At 66.7% G+C, this 25,806-nt stretch carries 25 protein-coding genes and 2 tRNA genes; 13 read left to right on the plus strand and 14 right to left on the minus strand.

All coding sequences use genetic code 11. The annotated features are described in order from the left end of the window. The first annotated feature begins 140 nt into the window (after nt 1-140). The 8 genes from HTY53_RS04500 to HTY53_RS04535 all read left to right on the plus strand — a co-directional run bounded on the left by HTY53_RS04500 (nt 141) and on the right by HTY53_RS04535 (nt 6,488). Nucleotides 141-216 (plus strand) — tRNA-Glu (locus HTY53_RS04500). Nucleotides 217-251: 35 nt separating this feature from the next. Then, nucleotides 252-328 (plus strand) — tRNA-Asp (locus HTY53_RS04505). Between the two features lie 152 nt (nt 329-480). Continuing rightward, entirely contained in the window at nt 481-975 is a 495-nt protein-coding gene (locus HTY53_RS04510; protein ID WP_174105246.1) for a GFA family protein, read from the plus strand. A 252-nt stretch (nt 976-1,227) separates the two neighbouring features. Beyond that, entirely contained in the window at nt 1,228-2,322 is a 1,095-nt protein-coding gene (locus HTY53_RS04515; protein ID WP_174105247.1) for a glycosyltransferase family 4 protein, read from the plus strand. A gap of 18 nt (nt 2,323-2,340) precedes the next feature. Further along, nucleotides 2,341-4,557, plus strand: a complete 2,217-nt coding sequence (locus HTY53_RS04520) for an amylo-alpha-1,6-glucosidase (protein WP_174105248.1) — start codon at nt 2,341-2,343, stop codon at nt 4,555-4,557. A gap of 173 nt (nt 4,558-4,730) precedes the next feature. Beyond that, nucleotides 4,731-5,132, plus strand: coding sequence for an OsmC family protein (locus HTY53_RS04525; protein WP_174105249.1), 402 nt, complete (start codon nt 4,731-4,733; stop codon nt 5,130-5,132). Nucleotides 5,133-5,272: 140 nt separating this feature from the next. Then, nucleotides 5,273-5,725: a M23 family metallopeptidase gene (locus HTY53_RS04530; protein ID WP_254599815.1), complete on the plus strand. Its 453-nt coding sequence runs from the start codon at nt 5,273-5,275 to the stop codon at nt 5,723-5,725. Between the two features lie 142 nt (nt 5,726-5,867). Beyond that, nucleotides 5,868-6,488 carry an AAA family ATPase gene (locus HTY53_RS04535; RefSeq protein ID WP_174105250.1) on the plus strand — a complete coding sequence of 207 codons (621 nt, stop codon included), beginning with the start codon at nt 5,868-5,870 and terminating at the stop codon, nt 6,486-6,488. Here the strand turns inward: HTY53_RS04535 and HTY53_RS04540 are convergent. After that, the gene (locus HTY53_RS04540) at nt 6,481-7,404 is read right to left on the minus strand and encodes a LysR family transcriptional regulator (protein WP_174105251.1); all 924 of its coding nucleotides are present in this window, start codon (nt 7,402-7,404) and stop codon (nt 6,481-6,483) included. The genes HTY53_RS04535 and HTY53_RS04540 overlap by 8 nt on opposite strands. Nucleotides 7,405-7,501: 97 nt before the next feature. On the opposite strand from HTY53_RS04540, the gene HTY53_RS04545 reads away from it, so the two are divergent. Further along, complete coding sequence (locus HTY53_RS04545) at nt 7,502-8,737, plus strand: MFS transporter (RefSeq protein ID WP_238512181.1); 1,236 nt, start codon at nt 7,502-7,504, stop codon at nt 8,735-8,737. Nucleotides 8,738-8,771: 34 nt separating this feature from the next. Here the strand turns inward: HTY53_RS04545 and HTY53_RS04550 are convergent, their stop codons facing one another. After that, nucleotides 8,772-8,957: a hypothetical protein gene (locus HTY53_RS04550; RefSeq protein WP_174105252.1), complete on the minus strand. Its 186-nt coding sequence runs from the start codon at nt 8,955-8,957 to the stop codon at nt 8,772-8,774. A gap of 83 nt (nt 8,958-9,040) precedes the next feature. On the opposite strand from HTY53_RS04550, the gene HTY53_RS04555 reads away from it, so the two are divergent. Then, entirely contained in the window at nt 9,041-9,253 is a 213-nt protein-coding gene (locus HTY53_RS04555; RefSeq protein WP_006576618.1) for a DUF3820 family protein, read from the plus strand. Here the strand turns inward: HTY53_RS04555 and HTY53_RS04560 are convergent. Together HTY53_RS04560 and HTY53_RS04565 are read right to left on the minus strand one after the other, a co-directional pair. Then, nucleotides 9,250-10,194 (minus strand): cation diffusion facilitator family transporter, encoded by a 945-nt coding sequence (locus tag HTY53_RS04560; RefSeq protein ID WP_174105253.1) that lies wholly within the window; start codon nt 10,192-10,194, stop codon nt 9,250-9,252. The genes HTY53_RS04555 and HTY53_RS04560 overlap by 4 nt on opposite strands. A gap of 95 nt (nt 10,195-10,289) precedes the next feature. Further along, complete coding sequence (locus HTY53_RS04565; RefSeq protein WP_174105254.1) at nt 10,290-11,198, minus strand: LysR family transcriptional regulator; 909 nt, start codon at nt 11,196-11,198, stop codon at nt 10,290-10,292. Between the two features lie 147 nt (nt 11,199-11,345). Here HTY53_RS04565 and HTY53_RS04570 point away from each other — a divergent pair, with 147 nt between their 5' ends. Continuing rightward, nucleotides 11,346-12,107, plus strand: a complete 762-nt coding sequence (locus HTY53_RS04570; RefSeq protein ID WP_217435497.1) for an SDR family NAD(P)-dependent oxidoreductase — start codon at nt 11,346-11,348, stop codon at nt 12,105-12,107. A gap of 128 nt (nt 12,108-12,235) precedes the next feature. Here HTY53_RS04570 and HTY53_RS04575 read toward each other — a convergent pair whose 3' ends face one another. The 4 genes from HTY53_RS04575 to HTY53_RS04590 all read right to left on the minus strand — a co-directional run bounded on the left by HTY53_RS04575 (nt 12,236) and on the right by HTY53_RS04590 (nt 19,725). Beyond that, nucleotides 12,236-13,723: an efflux transporter outer membrane subunit gene (locus HTY53_RS04575; protein WP_174105255.1), complete on the minus strand. Its 1,488-nt coding sequence runs from the start codon at nt 13,721-13,723 to the stop codon at nt 12,236-12,238. Nucleotides 13,724-13,911: 188 nt separating this feature from the next. Continuing rightward, entirely contained in the window at nt 13,912-17,112 is a 3,201-nt protein-coding gene (locus HTY53_RS04580; RefSeq protein ID WP_174105256.1) for an efflux RND transporter permease subunit, read from the minus strand. A gap of 250 nt (nt 17,113-17,362) precedes the next feature. After that, complete coding sequence (locus tag HTY53_RS04585) at nt 17,363-18,610, minus strand: efflux RND transporter periplasmic adaptor subunit (RefSeq protein ID WP_174105257.1); 1,248 nt, start codon at nt 18,608-18,610, stop codon at nt 17,363-17,365. Nucleotides 18,611-18,804: 194 nt separating this feature from the next. Continuing rightward, nucleotides 18,805-19,725: an alpha/beta hydrolase gene (locus HTY53_RS04590; protein ID WP_174105258.1), complete on the minus strand. Its 921-nt coding sequence runs from the start codon at nt 19,723-19,725 to the stop codon at nt 18,805-18,807. A gap of 316 nt (nt 19,726-20,041) precedes the next feature. Between HTY53_RS04590 and HTY53_RS04595 the strand changes: the two genes are divergently transcribed. After that, nucleotides 20,042-21,007, plus strand: coding sequence for a LysR family transcriptional regulator (locus HTY53_RS04595; protein ID WP_174105259.1), 966 nt, complete (start codon nt 20,042-20,044; stop codon nt 21,005-21,007). Between the two features lie 147 nt (nt 21,008-21,154). Here the strand turns inward: HTY53_RS04595 and HTY53_RS04600 are convergent, their stop codons facing one another. The 4 genes from HTY53_RS04600 to HTY53_RS04615 form a co-directional block, all read right to left on the minus strand. Continuing rightward, nucleotides 21,155-21,430, minus strand: coding sequence for a DUF2795 domain-containing protein (locus HTY53_RS04600; protein WP_174105260.1), 276 nt, complete (start codon nt 21,428-21,430; stop codon nt 21,155-21,157). After that, entirely contained in the window at nt 21,427-21,747 is a 321-nt protein-coding gene (locus HTY53_RS04605) for a hypothetical protein (RefSeq protein ID WP_174105261.1), read from the minus strand. The genes HTY53_RS04600 and HTY53_RS04605 overlap by 4 nt, the downstream gene beginning before the upstream one ends. A gap of 91 nt (nt 21,748-21,838) precedes the next feature. Then, complete coding sequence (locus HTY53_RS04610; protein ID WP_174105262.1) at nt 21,839-22,588, minus strand: DUF892 family protein; 750 nt, start codon at nt 22,586-22,588, stop codon at nt 21,839-21,841. A 59-nt stretch (nt 22,589-22,647) separates the two neighbouring features. Continuing rightward, nucleotides 22,648-23,823, minus strand: a complete 1,176-nt coding sequence (locus tag HTY53_RS04615; RefSeq protein WP_174105263.1) for a hypothetical protein — start codon at nt 23,821-23,823, stop codon at nt 22,648-22,650. Between the two features lie 300 nt (nt 23,824-24,123). Here HTY53_RS04615 and HTY53_RS24890 point away from each other — a divergent pair, with 300 nt between their 5' ends. Continuing rightward, nucleotides 24,124-24,252, plus strand: a complete 129-nt coding sequence (locus HTY53_RS24890) for a hypothetical protein (protein WP_302480468.1) — start codon at nt 24,124-24,126, stop codon at nt 24,250-24,252. Between the two features lie 46 nt (nt 24,253-24,298). Here HTY53_RS24890 and HTY53_RS04620 read toward each other — a convergent pair whose 3' ends face one another. Both HTY53_RS04620 and HTY53_RS04625 read right to left on the minus strand, forming a co-directional pair. Beyond that, complete coding sequence (locus tag HTY53_RS04620; RefSeq protein ID WP_174105264.1) at nt 24,299-25,036, minus strand: BON domain-containing protein; 738 nt, start codon at nt 25,034-25,036, stop codon at nt 24,299-24,301. A gap of 143 nt (nt 25,037-25,179) precedes the next feature. Further along, nucleotides 25,180-25,605: an OsmC family protein gene (locus HTY53_RS04625; protein WP_274383336.1), complete on the minus strand. Its 426-nt coding sequence runs from the start codon at nt 25,603-25,605 to the stop codon at nt 25,180-25,182. Nucleotides 25,606-25,806: the final 201 nt, after the last annotated feature.

Genomic DNA, 25,806 nt, shown 5'->3' on the forward strand with positions numbered 1-25,806 from the left:
GTCGTGCCGGAATGATGCCATAGGCATCTGTCGAACCTGCCGATTCGCCATCTGCATCGAAGAGGCTTCACACGCTAAAAAAACGGCGTTATACTTGCGCCCCTCGCGACGCAAAACACAGCGTCAGCGAAACAGTTCCAGTCCCCTTCGTCTAGAGGCCTAGGACATCACCCTTTCACGGTGAGTACAGGGGTTCGAATCCCCTAGGGGACGCCAGCTTGACCGGATGCCTTGCATCCGGATGCCGACAAGGAGTGGTAGTTCAGTCGGTTAGAATACCGGCCTGTCACGCCGGGGGTCGCGGGTTCGAGTCCCGTCCACTCCGCCAGCAACAAGCAGAAAGCCCGCCGATCGCAAGATCGGCGGGCTTTTTGTTTTGGCACGGCGCCTTCCATTCCGCCCGGCAAGCGAATTTGTATTCCGCCAGCCAGCTTCCACAATAGGAACCTCGATCCACCACTCCTGGAACATGAGGTCGCCATGCATCTGGAAGGCTCCTGTCATTGCGGCGCGGTGCGTTTCAGCGTCGAGTCGTCTTCGTATTACCCGTTCATGCATTGCCATTGCTCGATCTGCCGCAAAACGGCGGGCTCGGGCGGCTATGCGATCAATCTCGGCGCCGACGCCAACACGCTGCGCGTACGGGGCCGCAAGCATCTGGGCATCTATCACGCCGTGATGCGCGAACCGGGCAAGCGCGCGACCCGCTCGCCGGCGTCGCGCCATTTCTGCCTGCAATGCGGCAGCCCGCTGTGGCTGTGGGACCCCCGCTGGCCGGAGCTGGTCCATCCCCATGCGTCCGCCATCGACACACCGCTGCCGCGGCCGCCCGAGGTCGTCGAGGCGGCGCTGGACTATGCCGCGCCCTGGGTCGACGTGCCGCGCGGCAAGGGCCATGTCCATTGCCGCCAGTGGCCGGAGGAATCGCTGGCGCAATGGCATGCACGGCATGGCGTGGGCGACGGCGAGCGCTGACACCCTTCGTCGGCAAGGGCCATGGTGCGGCCCCTTCTTCACACGGGTTCGGCATCGCATATAACTAGGTGAAAGGGCGGCGCCGGCTCGCGCCGCCCAAAAAATTTTTGCCGGGCGGGATCTTGAAGGTCACACGGCCGCCCTTATGTTGGCGTCGGCCCGTCTTCTCTGGAACGGCACCCACGCCGCGTCGGCCATCGCGGCCGCGCGGCTTCCGGACAGTCAACTTCGCTTGAACGAGGAGGTTTGCTGATGAAGATTGCCCAGATCGCCCCGCTTGCCGAGCGTTGCCCGCCCAAGCTCTACGGGGGCACCGAGCGCATCGTGTCCTATCTGACCGAAGAGCTTGTCCGTCAGGGCCACGACGTGACCCTGTTCGCCAGCGGCGACTCCAAAACCGCCGCCAGGCTGGTGCGCGGCTCCGATATCGCGCTACGGCTCGATCCCAGGGTGAAAGACCCGATTCCCTATCACATCATCATGCTGGACGAGGTACGTCGGCGCGCCGACGACTTCGACGTGCTGCACTTCCACATCGACCTGCTGCATTTCCCGCTGATCCGCGATATTGCCGAGCGCACCGTCACCACGCTGCACGGCCGGCTCGATCTGCCGGACCTCAAACCCTTCTATCAAGCCTTTCCCGAATTTCCGCTGGTGTCGATCTCCGACGACCAGCGCCGGCCGATGCCGCCCGTCAACTGGGTCGGCACGGTCCATCATGGCCTGCCGAGCGACCTGCTGCCTTTCACCGAGGAGCCGAAGGGCGGCTATCTGGCCTTCCTCGGCCGCATCTCGCCGGAGAAGCGTCCCGACCGCGCGATCGAGATCGCGGCGCGCACCGGCATGCCGCTGAAAATCGCCGCCAAGATCGACAAGGCCGACCAGGCCTATTGGGATGAAGTCATCGCGCCAATGATTGCAGCGCATCCGAAGGTCAAGTTCATCGGCGAGATCAACGAGCATCAGAAGGCCGAATTCCTGGGCAACGCGCGCGCGCTGCTGTTCCCGATCGATTGGCCGGAGCCGTTCGGCCTGGTGATGATCGAGGCAATGGCCTGCGGCACGCCGGTGATTGCCTACCGCTGCGGCTCGGTGCCCGAGGTCATCGATCAAGGCGTGACCGGCTTTATCGTCGACGACATCGAGCAGGCTACGGAAGCGGTGGGACGGATCGAAGAACTGGACCGCGGCCGGATTCGCGCGACCTTCGAGCAGCGCTTTACGGTGGAACGAATGGCGCAACAGTATGTCGAGATCTATCGGAGCCTGGCAGAGATCAGCACGGGCGCGCTGTTGCGCCGTGCGATGGGCGGCGACCGCGTCGGCCTGCACGCCCTGGCCTGAACCAAAGGGATCGCGACGATGCAAACCGCCAGCACTGTTGCCGCCCCTCATGCGCCGGCGCCCACCGGGCCCGGCGGTCCACAGCTCGCCCAGTTCTTCATCCCCGCTGCCGCGTCGCTGCAGGAGCGCAGACCCCGCACGCTCAAGCATGGCGACACCTTTGCGGTGTTCGACCACAATGGCGATGCGCTGTCCGGCCCCGGCAGTCCCGAAGGCGTATTCCATCGGGACACGCGCCACCTGTCGCACCTGTTCCTGTCCATCGACGGCGCGCGGCCTATGCTGCTGTCGTCGACGCTGCGCGACGACAACGCGACGCTGACCTGCGACCTCACCAATCCCGATCTGTTCGACGGCGAAGGCCAGTTGAAGATCGAACACGACCTGCTGCATCTGCGCCGCTCCCGCTTCCTGTGGAATGCGACCTGCTACGAGCGGCTGGTGATACGCAACTTCGACGAGAAGCCGCGCAGCATCACGCTCGAACTCGCGTTCGCCGCGGACTTCGCCGACCTGTTCGAAGTCCGCGGCTCGCGCCGCGAGCGCCGCGGCGAACATCACCCGCCGCGCATCAGCAGCAATCGGATCATCCTCAGCTACACCGGACTCGATCAGCAGAGCCGGCACACCGCGCTGCTGTTCGATCCCGCGCCGACCCGGCTGACCGGCAACTGCGCGCGCTTCACCATGGATCTGCAGCCGAAGGAAGCGCGGCTGCTGTTCGTCGAGATCCGCTGCGGCATCGGCGAAATTCCGCAGCAGACCCGCTGCGCGTTCTTCAGCGCGCTGCGCGATGCCCGGCGGGCGCTGCGCACGTCGGCCTCGCGCGCCGCCTCGATCGTGACGTCGAACGAGATCTTCAACGAAGCGGTCCGGCGCAGCGTGTCGGACCTGTACATGCTGATCACCGATACGCCGGAGGGCCCCTATCCTTACGCCGGCATTCCGTGGTTCAGCACCGTGTTCGGCCGCGATGCGCTGATCACCGCGCTCGAGACGCTGTGGCTGGACCCCAATATCGCGCGCGGCGTGCTCGGCTATCTGGCCGCCAATCAGGCCACCGGGAACGACGCGGCCGCCGATGCCGAGCCCGGCAAGATCCTGCACGAGGTGCGGCACGGCGAGATGGCCGAACTCGGTGAGGTGCCGTTCCGCCGCTACTACGGCAGCATCGATTCGACGCCGCTGTTCGTGATGCTGGCCGGCGCCTATCTGCAACGCACCGGCGACCTCGGCACGCTGCAGCGGCTGTGGCCCAGCATCGAGGCCGCGCTGCAATGGATCGAGCGTTATGGAGATCGCGATGGCGACGGCTTTGTCGAGTACGGCAGGCGGACCACCGAAGGGCTGGTCAATCAGGGCTGGAAGGACAGCCACGATTCGGTCTTCCATGCCGACGGCACGCTTGCCAAGGGTCCCATCGCGCTGGCCGAGGTACAGGCCTACGTCTACGGCGCCTGGCAGGCCGGCGCCGATATCGCCGCGCAACTGGGCATGACGGAGCGTGCCACGCAGTGCGCCGCGCGCGCCGAGGCGCTGCGCGCGGCCTTCGATGCGGCGTTCTTCGACGCGGCACTCGGCACTTATGTGCTGGCGCTCGACGGCGACAAGCGCCCCTGCCGCGTGCGCACCTCCAACGCCGGTCATGCGCTGCTGACCGGCATCGCGCTGCCCGAGCGGGCGCCCGCGGTGGTGCGCACACTGATGTCCGGTACGTCGTTCTGCGGATGGGGCGTGCGCACAGTGGCGTCGACCGAGGCGCGCTACAACCCGATGAGCTATCACAACGGCTCGGTCTGGCCGCACGACAATGCACTGATCGCCGGCGGCATGGCGCGCTACGGCTTCCATCGCGAAGCGGCACGCATCTTCGAGGGCCTGTTCGCCGCGTCCACCTATATCGACCTGCGCCGGCTGCCGGAACTGTTCTGCGGCTTCCCGCGCCAGGGCACGCAGGGCCCGACTTTCTATCCGGTCGCCTGCACCCCCCAGGCCTGGGCCGCGGCCGCACCGCTGTACATGCTGCAGGCCAGCCTGGGGCTCGGCTTCGATACCGAGCGCGTGCATATCACCTTCGACGAACCGGCGCTGCCCGCCTTCCTCGACGAGGTGGTCTTCCGCAATCTGGCGGTCGGCGGCGGCTCGGCCGACGTCGCACTGCGGCGTTCCGGCCGGCACGTGGTCGTCGACATGCTGGAGCGGCGCGGGCCGGTCCGGGTGTTGACGACGAACTGAGGGCAAGGCAGGGCCGGGCTGCCGCGGCTGGCTGTACGTCCGAGCGCCGAAGTGATAGTGTGAGCCGCTCCGGCCGGACCCCGGCCCGGCCCGGCCCGGCCCCGGCCCGTCTGTCGGCATTGCCGGTACCGCCCCATCGTTGTTGTCGCTTTCCCTCCAAGGAGCCGCCCGTCATGACCCCGGTTTCCCACGCCAGCGTCCGCGCCGCCGGACCGAACTACCGGCACGAGATCACCACCGGCACGCATCAGCTGGTTGCCGACGAGCCGGTCAAGGCCGGCGGGCAGGATGCCGGGCCGGCACCCTACGATTACGTGTTGACCGGCCTCGGTGCCTGCACCGCGATCACGCTGCGCATGTATGCCGACCGCAAGGGCTGGGACCTGGGCGAGCTTCGCGTCGAGCTTACCTTGCTGAAGAACCGTGACGGCGATACGCGGATCGAACGCACGCTGCACGCCTCGGCTTCGCTGAGCGACGAGCAATGGGAACGCTTGATGGAGATCGCCGGCAAGACGCCGGTCACCCGGACCCTGCAGGCCGGCGTGTCGATCGCTACCACCAGGGCGGCCTGAGCCGCGCGCGATTTCACGATCGCCTCGACAGGCTGACTGCGGTGTCGTTCCTGCGCAGAAGTTCCGGGTGGCTGTGGGTGGCCGCCTTCGCGGCGGCCGCCTGGTGGGCCTGGCCACGCGTGCAACCGGCGCTGGACCGCATGTTCTACGGCATGCGCCTCGCTGCGATGCCGACGCCGAAGACGCTGCCTGTGCCGGTTGCCGGCGTATCGGCCAACGCCTTGCGCGATACCTGGAACGCCGCGCGCTCCGGCGGTCGGCAGCATCAGGGCATCGACATCTTCGCGCCGCGCGGACGCGAAGTGGTGTCGGCCACCGAAGGCATCGTGTCCCGCGTCGGCACCAACAATCTCGGCGGCCAGGTCGTCTGGGTCATGGGACCGGGCCGGCAGATGCACTACTACGCCCACCTCGACCGCTATGGCGATATCGCGCCCGGCGATCGGGTCACGCCCGGCACCGTGCTCGGCTATGTCGGCAATACCGGCAATGCGCGCGGCACGCCGCCGCATCTGCACTACGGCATCTATACGCCCACCGGCGCGATCAATCCCTATCCGCTGCTGACCGCGAAGATCGCCACGTCGAAATAAGGCGGCGCCGGCAGCCACAGCCCAAGCGGCTTGTTCCCCCATTCAGCAATGGCTCTACGCCAACTGCGCAGCGATGCGATGTTGGCGTCCGCGCGTGGTATTCCCCCGTGCGCGATCACTGCAATCCTCGTGGAGGAAGGAAATGTCCGTACCGAACAACTGGTTAACAAAAGGCCATGCCGCGCCCGGCGGATCGAACGGTCATCACACGCACGACCGATTGATCGTCTTCACCGGCGGCCCCGGCTCGGGCAAAAGCACGCTGATCGATGCGCTCGAACAGCAAGGCTACGCGCGCTCGCAGGAGGCCGGCCGCGCCATCATCCAGGACCAGATTGCAATCGACGGTCCGGCGCTGCCGTGGCGCGACCGGCAGGCCTTCGCCGAAGCGATGCTCGGCTGGGAACTGCGTTCCTACCGGCTGGCGCAGCGGCATCCGGGTCCGGTGCTGTTCGACCGTGGCGTGCCGGACGTCATCGGTTACCTGCGGCTATGCGAGCTGCCGGTGCCCGACCACCTGTTTCGCGCGGCGGCCGCCTTCCGCTACCGGCCGCAGGTCTTCATCGCGCCGCCGTGGCCAGCGATCTATCGGCAGGACGCCGAGCGCAAGCAGACGCTGGACGAGGCCGAACGGACCTTCGATGCCGTTGCGCAGGCGTATCGCGATTGCGACTATGCCCTGATCGAACTGCCGCGTGCCGACGTGGCGGCGCGTGCGCGCTTCGTGATCGAGCACATCGGCGGCCCTGGCGCGATCACCTGACGGTGTCGTCGCGCTCCCACGGCGGGTTGTCCCCCAGGCGCTCGGCCAGGAAATCGACCAGCGCACGCACTCGCGGCGGAACCAGGCGCCGCTGCGGCATCACCGCATAGATGCCGGTGTCGGGAATCTGGTAATCGGACAACACCTGGACCAGGGTACCGGCGCGCAGCATATGGCACACGTGCCAGTACGAATGCAGCGCGATGCCCAGACCGCCCAGCGCGGCGTCCGACAGCAATTCCCCGGTATTGGCCTCGATCCGGCCGCGTACCCGCACGGCGATCTCGCGTCCGTCGCGGTCTTCCAGTCGCCATAGATCCTGCCGCCCCTGGCTGCCCACCAGCACCAGGCAGTCGTGCCGCGCCAGGTCCTCCGGCGTGCGCGGGGTGCCGTGCCGGCGCAGATAGTCAGGCGAGGCGCACAACAACCGCCGGTTGTTGGTCAGCTTGCGCGCGACCAGCGTCGAGTCGTCGAGCGCGCCGATGCGTACCGCCAGATCGAAGCCGGCGCTGACGAGATCCACCACGCGATCGTCCAGATGGATGTTGAGCCGCAGTTGCGGATGCCGGGCCATGAATTCTGGCAACAGCGGCGACAGGTACTGCCGGCCGAACGACGACGCGGTGGTTACACGCAAGGTGCCGGTGACCTCGCCGCCGGCACGGCGCAACGAACTGCCGAGCGCCTCCAGTTCCTCGACCAGACCTCGCCCCTGCTCTGCCAGCGCCGCGCCTTCCGGCGTCGCATGCAGGCGGCGCGTGGTCCGGTGCAGCAGGCGTACGCCCAGATCCTGTTCCAGCCGCTTCAGGCGCTGGCTGGCCACAGCGACCGACAGATCGAGACTGCGTGCGGCGGCGCTGATCGAGCCGAGATCCAGCACGCGCAGAAACAAGGCGATATCGCCGATGCGGTCCATGACTATCAATCGAATATTGAAACTGATTCATGATACCGCCGGTTTTTCCAAAAGATGGGAGCGGGCAGACTGCGGGCCTTCCAATAGGAGAATTGTCATGTCCTCCCCGCCTACCTCAACCACTCGGCCCGCGCGCGCCGGCATGCCGCTGGCGCTCTACGCCCTGACCGCAGGCTCCTTCGGCATCGGCTGCGCCGAATTCGTCATCATGGGCCTGCTGCTGCAGGTCAGCGCCGACCTCCACGTGTCGATCGCCTCGGCCGGCATGCTGGTGTCCGGCTACGCCTTCGGCGTTGCCGCTGGCGCGCCGATCCTGACGCTGCTGACCCGCCGGATGCCGCGCAAGGCGGTGCTGCTGGCGCTGATGGTGATCTACACCGTCGGCAACGCGGCCTGCGCGCTGGCGCCGGACTACACCACGCTGATGATCGCCCGCGTGATCACCTCGCTGACGCATGGGACCTTCTTCGGCGTCGGTGCCGTTGTGGCAACCGGCCTGGTGCCGGAAGACCGCCGCGCCTCGGCGATCTCCGTGATGTTCTCCGGCCTGACGCTCGCCACCCTGCTCGGCATGCCTGCCGGCGCCTGGCTCGGTCTGCATCTGGGCTGGCGTTCGACGTTCTGGGCGATGACGCTGATCGGACTGGTATCGCTGGTCGTGATCGGCATGCTGGTCAAGGCCGGCCGCGACCACAGCGCCCCGGCCTCGCTAAAGGAAGAACTGGCGACCATGGTGCGGCCGCAGGTGGTACTGGGTCTGGCGATGACGATCCTGCAGGCCATCGGCATCTTTGCGGTGATCACCTATGTGCAGCCGCTGCTGACAAAGGTGGCCGGCTATGGCGAGGCGGCGGTGTCGCCGATCCTGCTGCTGTTCGGCGCCGGCATGATCGTCGGCAATCTGCTCGGTGGCAGGCTGGCCGACCGCAGACCGGTCGCCGCGGTGCTCGCGACGCTGACCTCGCTGGCCTGCGTGCTGGCGCTGATGACCTTCGCCATTCACAACCAGATCGCAGTCGTCGCCTTCGTCGGCATCCTCGGCATCGCGGCCTTCGCCACGGTATCGCCTCTGCAGCTGCGCGTGCTGCGGCACGCGCGCGGACCGGGCCAGAACCTGGCATCGAGCTTCAATATCGCCGCCTTCAACCTCGGCAACGCGCTGGGCGCCTGGCTCGGCGGCGTGGTGATCGACCACGGCCCGGGCCTGACCGCCCTGCCCTGGGTTGCCGCACTGGCACCGCTGTCGGCCTTGGCGGTTGCGGCGTGGAGTGTGCGACTGGAGCGGGCACGTCCGTCGCTGCCGGCCGCCGCGGCGGGGGCAGAGGCGGGCTGATCGACGGTGCAGGCTCGCCGCTGGCCGTGATGGCCTAGGCGAGCAGCTCCGCCTTTTCTGCCTGCAACCAGCGCAGGACATCAGCGAGCAGCGCTGTGCCGGCCTCAGTGCATTCGACCACGAGCCCGGGCGGCAACGTGTCTCCCGAGTAGTCCGTGGCATTGCGCTGCTTGCGCAAGGTGTCCAGCACGATCAGTCGTTCGACGGGCAGGCCAACCATGTCGGCTACGATTGTAGTTCTCGCCGACCAACCCGAACAGTTCGACAAGCGTCGACATCCAAGCCGAATTGCTCGCAGCCGCCATGCAACCCGAAGACCTCCAACTCCTCGTTACCCGCACCATGCCGTTCGGCAAATACAAGGGCAGGCTGATCGCCGATCTGCCGGGCAACTATCTGAACTGGTTTGCGCGCGAAGGGTTTCCGCCGGGGGAAATCGGGCGGCTGCTGGCGTTGATGCAGGAGCTCGACCACAACGGCCTGTCGCATCTGCTCGCGCCGCTGCGCAAACGCTAGCCGGGGGCGCGGTCGGCCGTAGCGCCGCCGCGGCGGACCGGATCCATGTGGGTCATCACGTCCAGCACGTCGCGATTCTCCATCGCGCGCCGGCGAGCCTCCATCGCGATCGCATGGCCCTGCTCCACGGTCAGCATCGCCTCCATCTCCAGATGCACGTCGACCAGGATCAGGTCGCCCATCTTGCGCGTGCGCAGGTCGTGCACCCCGAGCACGCCGGGCGTCGATAGCAGGCTGTGCCGGATCGCCTCGACGGTGTGCGCGTCGGCGCCGCGATCCATCAGGTCCTGCATCGCGTTCCAGCCAAAGCGCCAGCCCATGCGCAGGATCATCAGGCCGACCACCATCGCCGCCACAGGATCGAGCCAGCGATAGCCGAGCAGGCTGCCGCCGATGCCGAGCGCGACGACCAGCGAGGAAGCGGCATCCGAACGCGAATGCCAGGCGTTGGCGGCCAACATGCTGGAGCGCACGCGCTGCGCCACCGACAGCAGATAGCGAAACAGCGATTCCTTCAGCACCAGCGTGCCAAGCGCGACCCACAGCGCCACCATGCCGACCGGCGGCGTGTCGGCCGCGGCATCGACCTTGCCTGCCGCCGACCACAGCATGCCGGCGCCAACCGCCAGCAGCAGCACGCCAAGCGCCAGCGATGCCGCGTTCTCGAAGCGTTGGTGGCCGTACTGATGGTCTTCGTCTGGCCCCTTGCCGCTGTGGATGCCGGCGAACAGCACGATGAAGTCGGACAGCATGTCCGACAGCGAATGGACGGCATCGGCCAGCAGCGCCTGCGAGCCGGCCAGCAGGCCGGTGACGGCCTGGGCGATGGTCAGCACCAGATTGGCCGCCACGCTGACCATGGTGCTGCGGCGCGCGGCGCGCTGCCGCAGCGCGGCATCGCCATGATCGTGGGTTGGCTCAGTGGGACGGGGCTTGCTCATGGCCTCGACTGTACCGCAGCAGCGTGGGCAATTCACGTCGCCGGCAGCCTTCGCGCGTCATGCCCCGAGCTTCCCCACAAGGCCCGGCGCCCGCCTTACGACACCCGTTCGAGATGGGGTTCCAGGACCTGTGCGATCCAGTCCATGAACACGCGCACCCGCCGTGGCAGATTGCGCCGCTGCGCATAGAGCAGCGTGACCGGCATCGGCGGCGGCGAAAAGTCCGGCAGGACTTCGACCAGCTCGCCGGCCGCGAGCCTTGCCTGCATTGCCATGGCGGGCACCTGGATGATGCCCAGCCCGGCGACGGCCGCCGCTTCGTAAGCGGCACCGTTGTTGACGGTGACGCTGCCGGCCATCGGCACTGCCGCATGACCTTGGCCATCCGGGTACTCGAACCCGCTCGGACGCTGCCCGAGCGTGCCGGCGTAGTGCACCAGCCGATGATGGCGAAGATCCTCGACGGTGTGCGGGATGCCATGGCGACGGAGATAGTCGGGACTGGCGCAGTTGATCAGCCGGATGGCACCCAACGGCCGCGCCACCAGACTGCTGTCTTCCAGCGTGCCGACGCGCACCACGCAGTCGAAGCCTTCGCGCACGACATCGACACGACGGTCAGTGCCGCTGATCTCGATGGAGAGATCGGGATGCCTGCCGAGGAATTCGGGCAGCTGCGGAATCACGAACATCGAAGCCATGCCCGCCGGCATGTCGACGCGCAGGCGGCCCTTCAGCGCGCCGCCGTCGCCCTGGAACATCCCGTGCAGCTCGTCCATGTCGTCGAGCAGATCCCGCGCACGCTCGTAGAACGCCTGCCCGTCGGCGGTCAGCTGCACGCGACGCGTGGTCCGATGAAACAGCTGAGTGCCCAGGCTGGCTTCGAGCCGCTGCACCGCGATCGAGACCGCGGCTTTCGACAGATCGAGGCTGTCGGCCGCGCGCGCGAAGCCGCCGAATTCGGCGACACGGACCACGATGCGCAGTGCGTCAAGGGAGTCCATAAGATGGATTCGAGAGCGATTGTTTACGTGCCGCAAACATAGCGGTCATATCGCAGCAGTTTATGCGGCGCGGTCGAATCAATAAAGTGCATTCGTGCGGCTCGGCCGCATTCCAACTGCCTATCCACCTCGACAGGAGTCGATCTGATGACCTCCCCTTCCACCATCGCCGTGATCACCGGCGGCAGCCGCGGTCTGGGCCGCAATGCCGCAATCCATCTGGCTCGCCAGGGCACCGACGTGATCCTGACCTACCGGAGCCAGCGGGCCGACGCCGAGAGCGCGCTCGCGGAGATCGAACGGCTGGGCCGGCGCGCCGCCGCGCTGCAGCTTGACGTGTCGGACAGCCGCACCTTCAGCGGTTTCGCGGCGCAGGTTCAGTCGGTGCTCGCCGGCTGGGGCCGCGACCGCTTCGATTTTCTGCTGAACAACGCCGGCATCGGTTTGCATGCGGGCTTTGCCGAGACCACCGAGGAACAGTTCGTTCAACTGATGCGCATTCACCTGAAGGCGCCGTTCTTCCTGACGCAAGCCTTGCTCGGGCTGATCGCCGATGGCGGACGCATTCTCAATGTATCGACCGGCCTGGCTCGCTTTGCGCTGCCGGGCTACTCGGCCTACGCCATGATGAAGGGCGGCGTCGAAGTGCTGACACGCTATCTGGCGAAGGAATTGGGCGAACGCGGGATCAGCGTCAACACGCTGGCACCCGGGGCGATCGAGACCGATTTCAGCGGTGGCGTCGTACGCGACAACGACGAGGTCAATGCCTTCGTCGCCTCCGTGACCGCATTGGGTCGTCCGGGCAAGCCGGACGATATCGGCCCGGTTGTGGCTGCGCTGTTCGCACCGGGCACCGGCTGGATCAACGCGCAACGCGTCGAGGCCTCGGGCGGCATGCTGCTTTGATAAGGAAAGAGGCCGGTCACGCCGGCCTCGGTTTCTGCAGAACGTCGTCGTCCCCGCGAATGCGGGGGCCCAGTGACTTCAAAAGACGCTGGATCCCCGCTTTCGCGGGAACGACAGGATGGGCCCGATCAGCGGGCCGCGGCGTCGCTCGGTGCCTGCACCGGACCCCAACCGCCCCCCAGGCTGCGCACCAGCGCAACGGTAGCCGCGGCGCGCAGGCCGGCCACCTGATTGGCCGCGCGCTGCGATTGCAGCACGGTGCGGTCCGCATCGATCACGGTCAGATAGTCCACCGCGCCCGCATCGTAGCGGCTGCGCGAGATGCGCTGCGCGCGGCGGGCACCGGCCAGCGCACTGTCGAGCGCGTTCGCCTGCTGCGACAGCCAGCGGACATCGGCCAGTCCATCTTCGACCTCGCGGAAAGCGACCAGCACGGTCTGCCGATACGCAGCCACCGCTTCCTCATGCTGCGCGCGCGCCGCCGCCAGATTGGCACGATTGCGCCCGCCATCGAAGATCGGCGCCGCGATGGTCGAGCCGATCAGCGGACCCAGCATCCAGGCGCGCGAGGACCAGCGGAACAGATTGGACAGCTCGCTGGACTCGAAGCCGAACACGCCGGTCAACGAAATACGCGGGAAGAACGCCGACTTGGCCACGCCGATACGCGCGTTGGCCGCTGCCATCAGGCGTTCGGCCTGCGCGATATCGGGCCGGCGCTCGAGCAGTTCCGACGGCAACCCCGCCGGAATCGCGACAGGCGCGGCGTCGAAGGGGCGCTCGGCCAGCGCGAACTGCGCCGGCGGCACGCCGGTCAGCACCGCCAGCGCATGCTCCTGATTGGCGCGGCGGCGCTCGACATCGGCCAGGTCGGCACGCGCGGTACCGAGTTCGGCTTCGGCACGCGCCGGATCCAGGTCGGTGGTCTCGCCCGCATCGAAACGGCGCTTGAGCAGCCGCACGGCGTCCTCACGCAGCGCGATGGTGGCGCGCAGCAGCTGGCGCTCCGCATCGAGCGTGCGCAGCGTGAAGTAGGCCTGCGCGACATCGGCCTGCAGGGTCAGCTGCACCGACCGGAACAGGTCCTCGGCCGCCTCGCCCTCGGCCCGTGCGGCGCGGACGCTGTCGGCCACGCGGCCGAACAGATCGACCTCGTAGCTCGCGATGGCGCGCGCGCGCAGCACCGTACGGGGCGATACCGGCGTGCCATCGGGCAAGCCGAGCGAGGCCGCCGACGGTTGCGTGCGGGTCGGATCGAGGCCCACGCTCAGTTGCGGATACTGGTCGGCCTCGACCACGCCGGTAAACGCGCGTGCCTGCTTGACCCGCGCGGCGGCGGCGGCCAGGTCCTGGTTGTTGCTGTTGGCGGCCTCGATCAACCGATCCAGTTCCGCATCGCCGAACAGCTTCCACCACTGGCCGCGTTCGGCACCCTCGGCCGGCGTGGCCACTTTCCATTGCGCGCCTTCGGCCTGCGCGGCCTCGGCTTCCTTGAAGGCCGGCACGGTCGCGGTTTCCGGCACCTTGTAGGTCGGCGCCAGCGAGCAGCCTGCCAGCACCAGCGCGGCGGCCAGCGTGGCCAGCCGCGGCATCCACGATTGCAGGTTTGCTGTCATGTCGTTGTTCCTTGATTCGATATCGTTGGCATGTGCCTGCGGTGCTATCCCTGTCCCGCGTGCGGGAGAGGGTTGGCGAGAGGGAAAGCGGCGCTCGTCGTTGCGTTGTCGTTCATCGACTGCTGCTGCCCTCTCCCCCAGCCCCTCTCCCGCTGGGCGGGAGAGGGGAGCACGCCGACAGTCCATCCTCAATGTTGCGGTTCAGCCAATGCGACGGTGTTGTCGGGCTGCGCTTCCGGCGCCGGCTCGGGCTCGGCCTTGCCGCGCGTGGCCAGCTTGCGCAGTGCCACGTAGAACACCGGCGTCAGGAACAGGCCGAAGAACGTCACGCCCAGCATGCCGGCGAACACCGCCACGCCCATCGCCTGGCGCATCTCCGCGCCGGCGCCGGTCGACACCACCAGCGGCACCACGCCCATGATGAAAGCGAACGAGGTCATCAGGATCGGGCGCAGACGCAGGCGGCTCGCTTCGATCGCGGCCTGCACGATGGTGCGGCCCTGATGCTCCAGCTCGCGGGCGAACTCCACGATCAGGATCGAGTTCTTCGCCGACAGCCCCACCAGCACGATGAAGCCGATCTGCGTGAAGATGTTGTTGTCCCCACGCGTGAGCCACACACCGGTCAGCGCGGCCAGCAGCGACAGCGGCACGATCAGGATCACCGCCAGCGGCAGCGTCAGGCTTTCGTACTGCGCGGCCAGCACCAGGAACACCAGCAGCACGCACAGCGGGAAGATCCACACGCCCGCGTTGCCGGCCAGGATGTCCTGATAGGTCAGCTCGGTCCACTCGAACTTGATGCCCTTGGGCAGCGTCTCGGCGGCGATGCGCTCGGCCGCGGCCTGCGCCTGGCCCGACGAGAAGCCCGGCGCCGGTCCGCCGTTCATGTCGGCGGCGGTAAAGCCGTTGTAGCGCACCACGCTGTCCGGACCGAAGCCCTGCTTGACCTGCACCAGCGACGACAGCGGCACCATCTCGCCGGCGGCGTTGCGCGTCTTCAGCTGCAGGATGTCCTCGGCATGCTGACGGTAGCTGGCATCGGCCTGCACCTTGACCTGATAGGTACGGCCGAACTTGTTGAAGTCGTTGACGTAGGCCGAACCGAGATAGGTCTGCAGCGTGTCGAACACGTCCGTCACCGGCACGCCCAGCTGCTTGGCCTTGACGCGGTCGAGCTGCACGTCGAGCTGCGGCACGTTGACCTGGTAGTTGCTGAAGATCCCCGCCAGTTCCGGCGTCGCGCGCGCCTTGGTGGCGAACGCGTTGGTCGCCGCGAACAGCGCGTCGTAGCCGAGCGCGGCGCGGTCCTCGATCATCAGCTTGAAGCCGCCGATCGTGCCCAGACCCTGCACCGGAGGCGGTGGGAACACCGCGATAAAGGCGTCCTGGATGGCCGCGTACTGCTGGTTCAGCTGCGCCGCGATGGCATTGCCGCTCAGGTCGTCCGACTTGCGCTCGTCGAACGGCTTGAGCGTGGCAAACACGATGCCGGCGCTCGGGCTGTTGGTGAAGCCGTTGATCGACAGGCCCGGGAAGGCCACCGCCGATTCGACGCCAGGATGCTTCAGCGCGATCTCCGACATACGGCGGATCACGTCCTCGGTGCGGTCCAGCGTCGCACCATCGGGCAGCTTGGCGAAGCTGACCAGGTACTGCTTGTCCTGTGCCGGCACGAAGCCCTTAGGCACCAGCTGGAAGATGCCCCAGGTCAGCGCCAGCATCACGGCATAGACGCCGAACACCGCGCCCTTGCGGCGCACCACGCCCTTGACGCCCTTGCCGTAGCGCTCGGAACTGGCCCCGAAGAAGCGGTTGAAGCGCTTGAAGAAGCCGCCAAGCACGCGGTCCATCGCGCGGGACAGCCAGTCCTTCGGTGCATCATGGCTGCGCAGCAGCAGCGCCGACAGTGCGGGCGACAGCGTCAGCGAGTTGAACGCCGAAATGATCGTCGAGATCGAGATCGTCAGCGCGAACTGCTTGTAGAACTGTCCGGTCAGGCCCGTCATGAAGGCCAGCGGCACGAACACGGCGCACAGCACCAGCGCGATCGCGATGATCGGGCCGCTGACTTCGCGCATGGCCTGGTAGGTGGCTTCCTTCGGCGACAGGCCCTGCTCGATGTTGCGCTCGACGTTCTCGACGACCACGATCGCATCGTCGACCACGATACCGATCGCCAGCACCAGGCCAAACAGCGACAGCGCGTTGATCGAGAAGCCGAACGCGTACATCAGGCCGAACGTACCGACGATCGACACCGGCACCGCCAGCAGCGGGATGATCGATGCGCGCCAGGTCTGCAGGAACAGGATCACGACCAGCACCACCAGCGCGATCGCCTCGAACAGCGTGTGCGTGACCGCCTCGATACTGTGCCGCACGAACTGCGTCGGGTCGTAGACGATGCTGTAGTCGACGCCGTCCGGGAAGTTCTCCTTGAGCTCTTCCATGGTCTTGCGCACGTCGTCCGAGATCTGGATCGCGTTCGAGCCCGGCGCCTGGAAGATCGGAATCGCCACTGCGGGCTTGTTGTCGAGCAGCGAGCGCAGCGCGTACTCGGACGCGCCCAGTTCGATACGGGCGACATCGCGCAGATAGGTCACGCCGCCGTCCGGCGAAGTGCGGACGATGATGCCGCCGAACTCTTCCTCGGTGTTCAGGCGGCCCTGCGCGTTGACCGACAGCTGCAGGTCGGTGCCCGGCAGCGACGGCGAGGCGCCGATCACGCCGGCGGCCACCTGCACGTTCTGCTCGCGGATCGCGCGCACCACATCGCTGGCGGCGAGCTGGCGCTCGGCCATCTTCTCCGGATCGAGCCACACGCGCATCGCGTAGTCGCCCGAGCCGAACAGCTGCACCTGGCCCACGCCCTGGATGCGGGCCAGACGATCCTTGACGTTGATCACCGCGTAGTTGCGCAGGTAGGTCATGTCATAGCGATCGTTCGGCGAGACCAGGTGGACCACCATGGTCAGGTCGGGCGAGCTCTTGACGGTCGTGATGCCGAGCCGGCGCACGTCCTCGGGCAGGCGCGGCTCGGCCTGCGACACGCGGTTCTGCACGAGCTGCTGGGCCTTGTCCGGGTCGGTGCCCAGCTTGAAGGTCACCGTCAGCGTCAGCAGGCCGTCGCTGTTGGACTGCGAGGACATGTACAGCATGTCCTCCACGCCGTTGATCTGCTCTTCCAGCGGCGACGCCACGGTTTCGGCGATCACCTTCGGGTTGGCGCCCGGATACTGCGCCCGCACCACGACGGACGGCGGCACGACTTCCGGGTATTCCGAAATCGGCAGCTTGAACATGGCGATCGCGCCGACCAGGAAGATCAGCACCGATAGCACGCCGGCAAAGATTGGCCGGTCGATAAAGAATTTCGAGAGGTTCATGACGGGTCTCGATAAAAAAGGGAGCCCCCTGGCGGTCCGTGTGGACGCCATGGAAAAGCATTTGGGCGATGAAATGGCGGGCGATCGGTGTTCTCCCTCTCCCGCTCGCGGGAGAGGGCCGGGGAGAGGTCTTGCGCTGGCAATGACGCGGTCGGTTCATCGACCGCCCTGCCCTCTCCCCAACCCCTCTCCCGCAAGCGGGAGAGGGGAGTACCGGATCGTCAGGCGCCGGTGGCGGGCAAGTTCTCTATCATCCGACCGTCTCCCTCTTCGCCTGCTCGGGCTGGTTGTCCGCGCTCTTTTCGGCGGCATTGCCACGTTCGAGCTCACGCTTGAGCGCCATGCGCACCGGCGTCGGCGCGACCGTGTCGCCCGGCCGCACGCGCTGCAGCCCATTGACCACGATCACCTCGCCCGCCTTCAGGCCGGACCGGATCACGCGCAGGCCGTCGTAGTTAGGCCCCATCTGCACTTCGCGATAGTTCAGCTTGTTGTCCTTGTCGACCACCAGCACGAACTTCTTGCCCTGGTCGGTGCCGATCGCACGGTCGTTGATCAGCACCGCGTCGTGCGGCGCGTTGCCGCCGAGCTTGACCTTGGCGTACAGGCCCGGCAGCAGGCGTCCGTCCGGGTTGTCGAATACGGCCCGTACGCGGATCGTGCCGCTGCGCGGATCGAGCCGGTTGTCGACCGACTGGATGCGGCCCTCGTGCGGATGGCCTTCCTCGTTCGCCAGTCCGAGATACACCGCCATGCCCTTGCCGTTGGACCCGCCGGCGGCGCCAGGCGCGGTGTAGCGCAGATAGCTCTGCTCGTCGATCTCGAAGCTGGCATACACCGGCGACACCGACACCACCGTCGTCAGCGCCGGGGCATTCGCGCCCGGGGCAACCAGATTGCCCACCGTGATCTCGGCGCGCGAGACGCGGCCGGTCACCGGCGAGGTGATGCGGGTGTAGGCCAGGTTCAGCCTGGCCGAGTCCAGCGCCGCCTGCGCCGCGCGCACGTTGGCGCTGGCTTCGCGCGCCGCGTGGATGCGCTCGTCGAATTCGCGACGCGAGATCGCGTTGTCGTCCAGCAGCCGCTGCGCCCGCACCTGCTCGCTCTGCGCATGGCTGGCGCGCACCTGCGCGGCGGCCAGCGCGGCTTCCGCACGTGCCACCTCGGCCGCGTACGGACGCGGATCGATGGTGAACAGCAGATCGCCCTTCTTGACCATCTCGCCTTCGCGGAAGTGCACCGCGTCGATGGTGCCGCCGACGCGCGGTCGCACCTCGACGCGGTCGATTGCCTCGAGCCGGCCCGAGAATTCGTCCCACTCGGTGATGGTCTTGCCGATGGCGGCGGCCACGTCGACCGCCGGGGCGGTGGCGGTCGGCGTCGGCACGGCTTGCGCCTCGCCGGCATGCCAGGGGCGCAGGATCGAGGTCGCCAGGCCCGTGCCCAGCACGATGACGATGGCGACGGCGATCAGGCTACGTCGGGATTGCAGCTTCATTTCTTCACTCCGTTTCGGGATTTCTTCAACCGGAAAAGCAAAAGGACGAACGCCGCCCGCCGGGCCCGTTCGACGCCTTTCGGGTGAATCCACCTTGGGGCACCGACGCGGGGTCCGGAGACATTCACACGCGGCTGACTTCTCGAATGGCGGTCTGCGTCAGTGTGGCAAACACCGGCGCGACCGCAGGCACGTCACGGCGCCCAACCGGAAGGCTTGGCTGCCGGCCGGCGTTCGGCCTGTGGCGAGGCTTCGTCGCTGTCCGCGAAACGTTCTCGCAGAAAGCGCGCGCCTTCATCGACCCATACCTGACATCGGTCGTGGGATGCTTCGACACCGGCGCCACAGGCGCCGGGCATGATTCGGGTTTCCGCCGCCACGCCGCGGTCGAGCAGCTTGCGGCCGAAGGCCTCGCCTTCGGGCCGCAGCGCATCGAGTTCGGCCACCTGGATCAGCGTCGGCGGCAGGCCCGCCAGGCGCATGGCATGCGCCGGCGCGGCGTAGGGATGGACCGACGCCGCGGGCGTCGGCAGGTAATCGCGATAGCAAACGGCCATGCGCTGCAGCGTTTCCAGCGGCACGTGGGCCTGGCCGACGCAGGACGCATGCTGCAGGCAAGGGTCGGTGACCGGGCGGATCAGCCATTGCGCACGCGGCGCAGGCAGGCCGCGATCGCGCAGCATCTGCGCCACCGCAATCGCCAGGTTGCCACCGGCCTCCTCGCCGACCAGCGAGAAACGCATCTTGTCGACCTTGAGCCGGCGCGCCTGGCGCAATACCCATTCGGCGGTATTGAAGGCGTCCTCCGGCGCGGCGGGGAACGGATGATCCGGGGCCAGCGAATATTCGGGCGCCACCACCACCGCCGGCACCGCGCCGGCCAACTGGCGGGTCAGATGGGCGGCCTTCTCGATGCCGCCATCGACAAAACCGCCGGCGTGCAGATACAGCAGCCACGGCAGCGGCGACGACGCCCACGCGGTCGGATATCCGGCGGGATAGCACACGTGCACAGCAATGGTGCGCTCGCCGCTGGCAATTTCATGCCGCACCACGCGCGCCGCGGCGCCGGCCTTGGCGGCCTGGGATGCGGTACCTTGCGTCAGTTTGGTCATGGTCTGGTCCCGTGGCGCCCGCCGGAGAAAACCGCTCGGCGCCTGGTTTGCATGTTGCGTTGCACCGAATTATGGTGATTGACGTGGACGGGATAAAGGCGCAGTTTGCCAACGCACTATTCTGCGGATGGAATAATCGCGTCGGGCTGGCGTCTGTTCCGCTGGATCGTCCCCCGGGGATAAATAACCGCTCCACTGTTGCGGTTATGCCAACGAAAAACCCTACCGTGCATACGACCCGCAGAGTGAGTAAGATTCGCCCTCGCCAGCCGCGCGGCACCGTCCGCACGCGATGGCTTCTAATTGGACAGCCGCCATGGACCGCTTCGTCTCAATGCAAGCCTTTACCCGCGTCGTGGATATCGGCAGCTTCGCCCGCGCGGCCGAATCGCTGAATCTGCCCAAGGCCACGTTGACGCGGCTGATCCAGAATCTGGAAACGCATCTGGGCGTCAAGCTGTTGCACCGGACCACCCGCCGGATCAGCGTCACCTCCGAAGGCGCCGCCTATTACGAACGATGCGTCCGGATCCTGGCCGATGTCGACGAAGCCGAGCAATCGCTGACCCACCAGAACCAGACGCCGCGCGGCACGCTCCGCGTCGATACCGTCGGCGGGCTGGCACGCCTGGCGCTCGTGCCCAATCTGCACGAATTCTTCGCGCGCTATCCGGATCTGAAGGTCGAACTGACGATCAACGGCAAGCCAATCGATCTGGTCAAGGAAGGCGTCGACGTGGTGATCCGCGTCGGCGATATCGTCGACGATACGATGGTGGCCCGCCGCATCGGCCAATTGCGGCTGGCTTTCTATGCCTCGCCCATTTATCTGAAGCAACACGGCACGCCGACCACGCCGGAAGAGCTGATGCAGCATCGGGCGATCAATTACCTGTCGACGCGCACCGGACGCGAGATGCCATGGATTCTGACGCGCGGCGACGAGCGCCATGAATTGCTGCTGCCATCGGCAATCTCGACCAACGATCCCGAGGTTTATATCGGCTGCGCGCTGGAGGGACACGGCATTGCCGTTATCTCGCGCGTAATGGCGCAACCTTATCTCGAAAGCGGCCGGCTGATCGAAGTCATGGGCGACTGGCAGGAAGAAGTCATGCCGATCTCGGCCATGTATCCGCAGAACCGGAATCTGTCGGCCAAGGTGCGCGTATTCGTCGATTGGGCCGCGGAGATATTCGCACGCGATCCGGAGATGGGATATCGCGAGTCGTTCCCGGGACCGCGGCCGGTGGTAGCGCCGGTGTTGGAGGCGGTGTCCTGAGAGAATCGGCCCGCGCTTGAAATTCCCCCTTCCATTAGGTACCAACGCCCCGCAAGTCTACGGCGCGCTTTTGCGAAACGTCGCACACACAGCGGGACACACTGCTTGCCCGCGCCCGGCCATGGCCGCGCGCGGACGCACCGGCCATCAATGCAGCTTGCCCAACTCCCGCGAGATCTCCGCCGGGGAATCGTAGTCGCGCTCCGGCAATTGCTCCAGTTCCGCCATCACCTCTTCGCTGGCGCCGCCGTCACGGGCGCGGGACAGGATATCGTCCTTGGTGGCGGGAAAGTCGATGCCCTTCAGGGACTTCTGCACATCGATCGGGCTGGGCTCCTCGCGTCCGCCTCCGCCCTTGCCGCCCTGCTCGGCGCCCTTGCCGCTCGATCCGCTCTTGCCTTGGTCGCTTTGCTTCTGGGTCATTGCATGCTCCTCTGATTGCTGTTGCCCGAGCCAGGGGCTCGGGTCGGGTCGGAAGATGCCGCCGGCGTGTCGGCGCCGTCGAGCCGGGCATCGATCAGCCGCCGGCCTTCGAGCAGGCAGGCCTCGATCGCCGTGGCGGCGTTGTCGAATGCCGTTTCGACATCGGAGGCAAAGGATGTCGGCGGGTCCTGCGCCGTGGCGGCACGCTCGCCCGCCGGCAGGATCTCGCCCTGGTAGCCGTAGCGCACGCCCGCGCTGGCGCCGACCGGCACCGCGTGGGCGGCGATCAGATGATCGCGATAGAACATTTCCTTCATGCACGCTCCTTCGGGCGGGCGGCGCTGCGGCGCGCGCAGCGCCACCGCAGCGATCCGGCCCTGGTCTCCTGGCCGGTCCGAACCGACGACGCTACGACGCTTCGGTGATGACGGCTCGCTCCAGCCACTGCCGGATCGTGGCCATGTGCTGCTCTTCTTCCGTCAGCGCCTGCTGGAAACGCTGCGCCATCTCGGTATGACCGGTCTCGGTCGCGAGCTTGATCAGCAGCTCCCAACCGGCGTTATCGGTCATCTCCGCCGTCAGCAGCGCGTTCAGGCATTGCGCGAAGTTGGTGCGAGGGTCGGCAATGGTTTGCAGTACGCCCATCGCGGTGACGCCAGCCACGTCGGCACACGGCGTGACCGCGGTCGGGTCCGCGCCGATCGCGCGCATGACCTCGTCGACCATCGCGAAGTGCTCGGCCTCCTCATCGTGGAAATGCATCAGCGTGCCGAGCACGTCGGGGTCGACCGCGCTGGTATCCATTTCCTTGCATTTCGCGATCATCAGTTCGTACAGGCGCGTACCGGTACGCTCGAAGGCCAGGCGCTCGCCGAGCTTGTCGATCAGCACCTCGGGGCGATTGCCGGTCAGCTTGTCCATGGTCGTGCTCATCGCGCCCTTGAGCGTACCGGGCAGCGGCACGGAGCCGACTGCCGCTGCCTCGTCGATATATTGGGCGCGCATGTCGGCGGCGGGCTGCGATTCGGCCGGCACGTTCATGTCGTCGATACCGCTATCGGGCCCCATGTTTTCGGCATAACGCTCCATGGCCTCGGTGTCGATCGGCGACATCTGCGCCCCGGTTCGGTTGACGCCCATCTGGGTGGTCTGTTCCATGCGTTCTCTCCAGTTTCGGTTGTCCAGCGTAATTGGCCGCGGTGGCTTCACCGTTCGCCTCAGGCGGCGGTGTGCATCCGCGCCAGTTCGGTGCCGGGCGACCACACATAGCCGGCAGAGACCAGCTGCGACGGCGAGCCATCGGCATTCATCACGCGGCGGTATTCGATCGAGGCGGGGCTGTCCTTGTCGAGCGACACGAACTCGGTACCGTTGGCGCGCAGGTCCACCTCGTCGGCGAGCACCTTGCGCACGAAGTCGCGCTGGCTGGCGAAATCGATCGGCTTGGGCAGCGGTCCGGCAAGAATCTCGGCCGGGTCGCGATTCTCGTGGCGCTTCAGCATTTCGCAGGCGACATGCAGATGCCCCAGTTCGTAATCGAGGAAGCGTTCCCAGATTGCCTTGATGCGCGGGTTGCTCTCCTGCTGCACGCAGCTGTAATAGTTGTAGGCCTCCATCGCTTCGTGGATCACCCACTTCTCGATCATGCTTTCGTCGGGATCCATCAGCGAACCGTACTGGGTCACGTGCTGTTCCTCGATGGAGGCGATCTCCGCGTACAGCTGGCGCGCCAGCGGGTCGGTGAACAGCGGCCCGATGTTCATGTAGTAGTCGTGGGTCTGGTACTCGGCCGCGGTAATCATCGCGGCGTGGATCTTGGTGATCAGCGCGGCGTTGGCACGGTCGTAGCTCTCGCGCACATCGTCCTGCGGCGCGCGGTGTTCGACCCAGGTCGAGCGGCCCGGCACGATGTCGGTATGGCCCTGCGTGATCGAATTCGCGTCCTTGCCTTCGAGGCGGTCGAGCAGCGCGCTATAGCGGTACAGGTGGTCGAAATCCTCCAGCAGACCGAAGCGATAGGCCTGCGCCTGGTACGGATCCGGCTCGGTCTGAGCGACCGCCGCGGTGACCTCGATGGCTACCTGCTCGTAGGCGATCGTGGTTTCCAGCGGGGAATGGTCGGCCCCGATCAGCCAATTGATCATCGTCGCCTGGTGATGTTCGACGCGGCGGATTTGCGCCAGCGGAATGCGCAATTCCCGATTGCAGCGCGACATGATGTGCTTGAGCCGCAGCGCATCGGATTCGATGCCATTCATCAGGATGATGCGGACGCGCGTGAATGCGTCGTCGTCCAGCTTGCTGATCGGCGCCTGGACCAGGTCCTTCCAAGTGAAATGTTGCTGGCCCAGCGGGCAGCCCTTGGCATCCAGCAGATCGGTCAAGGTGTCCATGAAAGCTCCATTGTGGGGTGAGCGAAAGACGCCGTGCGGCGAGCCGCCGGCGACGCGTTTCTAGCTGTAGCAACGGCCGTGCCGATCGCGTTGCGCGCCTGCACGCGGCCCACGTTGTGAATCCGACAGACAATCCCTGCACGCCTTGCAAAACTTGCGCTGGCGGCAATTGCCGCATTGCGCAACAAAAAACGCGCCGGCCGGAATTCACCGGCGGGCGCGTTTCAAGGCGGCGACGTGTCTTGTCGCGCGCTATTTTTTTAAATGCGTCCGTGCTATTGCCGGCCGATTTCCTGCAACATGCGCGTCATCAGATACAAGCGCGGCACGATCGAGTCGACGTCGCCCTATCGCGCCCGCTACGCGTTGCGGGCGCGACGTCGTTATTGGCACGTGGAGGACGCGCTGCGCGAAGGACAGCCGGCCTGAGCGGCCGGCGTCATGACTCTTCCTTCGGCAGCGCTGGGCCGCGGTTTCAGACGCTATCGGGCCGGCGTTCGATCCGGTTGATCACGTCCTCGACGCCATGCAGATACCAGGCATCGCGTTCGGCCTGGCGGCGTGCGCCCTCGCCCGCATAGCCCTCCAGCGTGACCACGCGGTTCTCGGTGCGGATGACGATCTGATCGGCATTCACCAGCGGATCGGACTCGAGCACCAGACGCAGCGCCTCGGTGATCTCCTCGTCGTTGTCCCTCTCGGCCGGCGCGATCTCCAGCTCATTGACCACGCACTGGCAGCCGGGCGACCACCAGGCCAGCACGCCGGCCAGCCGCATATGGGACAGGCTGATCACCTGTCCGCGCAGGGTCACGATGCCATCGACCGTATTGATCTCGATCCAGCCGCTGCGCTCGCCGACTGCCTCGCGCAGCGTTTCCAGCCGGCCCTTGGCATGCACGCAGATCTTGCAACTGCGGAAATCCACCGCCTGCAGCAGCCGCTCGCAAACCGCGTTGCGCAGTTCGCCATCGCCGGCGGGCGCGGCGCCGTTGGCCACGCGCAGATGGTCGATCACGCACGATACGCCGTCGATCTTGCGCATCCGGGCCGCTGCCCGGGTCTTGGCAACGATATCCGGTACGTCGCCTTCGAGGATCAGTGCGCCGTCGGACAGGCGCAAGTTGATGGTGGGATGGAGATGCTGGCCGTGGAACGGCAGATTGGCCAGCGCCGCGCGGGCCTGCGTGAGCACCGCTTCGCTGCTCTGCATGATGTTGCCTCCTGAGGTGGCGGGCGGCAGCGCCGGATGGCGGGGCGCTGCGCCCTGTCCATTATAGAAAGCGCGTTTCGCGCCCGGTTCCCGCCAATCTCGCCGCCGGACCGTTTTGGCGCGGCACGGCGGCGGACCCGGCCTCAGGCATTCAGGGTGGCATTCATCGTGATCGGTGCCTTCAGCAGCTTGGACACCGGGCAATTCTCCTTGGCGGTCTGCGCGCACTTGTCGAAGGCGGCCTGGTCCGCGCCGGGGATGCGCACCGCCACGTCGAGATGGACAGCCGTGATACTGAAGCCGCCGCCTTCCTTTTCCAGCGTCACGGTGGCCTTGGTGTCGATGCTCTCCGGCACCATGCCCGCCTCGCCGAGGATCAGCGACAGGGCCATCGAGAAGCAGCCGGCATGCGCGGCGCCGATCAGTTCCTCCGGATTGGTGCCCGGGCCGCCCTCGAAGCGGGCCTTGAAGCCGTATGGCGCATCCTTCAGCACGCCGCTCTGGGTCGAAATCGTGCCGCCGCCATCCTTGATGCCGCCTTGCCATCTTGCCGATCCAATCTTCTGCATGGTCATGCGCTCCGTCGGTGTTGTCACAAATTGCGGGCCGGCCGCACCACGTCCGGACCGACCCAACCACGTCCCACAATAGGATGCGAATAGGCGATCGGCCAGCGCAGGGGCGGCAATGCCCCCCCCGTATGCAGCCCGCGGGCAGCCGCGCACGATCTTTGCTAGGTAGGTGATCGTTCCGATTCCTGCCGCTGCGCC

This window comes from Cupriavidus gilardii (genome assembly GCF_013314895.1).
GTDB classification, from domain to species: domain Bacteria; phylum Pseudomonadota; class Gammaproteobacteria; order Burkholderiales; family Burkholderiaceae; genus Cupriavidus; species Cupriavidus gilardii_C.